The 707-nt window shown below is 72.1% G+C and carries 1 pseudogene; it reads right to left on the bottom strand.

Annotated elements, in window-relative coordinates:
• Window positions 1-707: pseudogene (locus KDK95_RS34870) on the bottom strand (hypothetical protein); the annotation flags it as partial.

Below are 707 nucleotides of genomic sequence, written 5' to 3'. Positions count from 1 at the left end.
CCGATGTGCCTGGGGATGGCGCGGGTGAACAGGAACGTGTTGGTGACGGCGATGGCGACGGCGAGCGCGAGGACCCAGGAAAGCAGGATTCCGGCCTGGGCGGCGATGAGGACCGGCAGGGCGAGCGCGGCGATCTTGATGGCGGCGAAGACGGCGTTCTCGAGGACGACCCAGTCGGGGCGGCGCAGTCCGGTCAGGACGCCGTCCTGCATGATGAACAGCCCGTATCCGGCGGTGGCTGCGATGAAGCAGAGGGCGAGCACGGGGTGGCGCAGGAAGCTGAGCTGGGGTGCGAGCTCGGGGGTGAGTAGGACGAAGCCGGTGGCGAGCAGCGTGATGGCGGCGATGGCGGCGGCGTAGGCGCGGGCGACGAGGGTGCGGGTACGGGCTCCGGCCGAGGGGATGAAGCGGACCAGGACGTTGGTGAGGTTGAGCTGGCCGATGCCGGCGAACAGCATCATCGCGGAGATGGCGGAGTAGTTGCGGCCGAGGGTGGCGGGGTTGTAGAGGCGGGTGGCGAGCGTCCAGTAGCCGGCGCCGAGGACGGAGGTGAGCAGGGAGCTGACGGACAGGAGGTGTCCGTTGTGCAGGAGGGGTTCGCGGGAGGCGAGGGCGCGGCGGACGGCGGCGGGCCACGGGAGGCGGCCCGCGCCGAGGGCTGCGGGGGCCGTGCTCACCGGGACCAGCCGTCCGGCCGGGAGCTGCGG

This window comes from Actinospica acidithermotolerans (genome assembly GCF_018139625.1).
Taxonomy (GTDB): Bacteria; Actinomycetota; Actinomycetes; order Streptomycetales; family Catenulisporaceae; genus Actinospica; species Actinospica acidithermotolerans.
The sequence above is the reverse complement of the archived record's forward strand: the minus strand, read 5'-3'. Positions and strand labels throughout refer to the sequence as shown.